The organism is Peribacillus sp. SIMBA_075 (assembly GCF_046534585.1).
Map to the genome: position 1 here is coordinate 1 of NZ_JAWRYN010001387.1, position 244 is coordinate 244.

Annotated in this window: 1 pseudogene; it reads left to right on the forward strand. The window is 44.7% G+C overall.

Features of this window, described 5'->3' with window-relative positions:
- Positions 1-244: pseudogene (locus tag SB775_RS32880) on the forward strand (hypothetical protein); the annotation flags it as partial.

Here is a 244-nt window from a genome sequence, read left to right on the forward strand (position 1 = left end):
TATCACCTACATTTATCCTTGAGGACTTACAGCGGATCAAAGTGCCGACTAAGAAGCAGGTGAATCAACAGGTCGGCCGTGAATACTTGCAGCTCCCTTCCTCATTGCCAGATCGTGTGAAAACATTGGCAAACAGCTTAACAGAAACAAAGGAGAATATGTATGACAAGGCAAAAGCGATTGAGGATTACTTAGGATCTGCGAAGTTTTCATATGAAACGCAAAATGTCGCCGTGCCTGGACG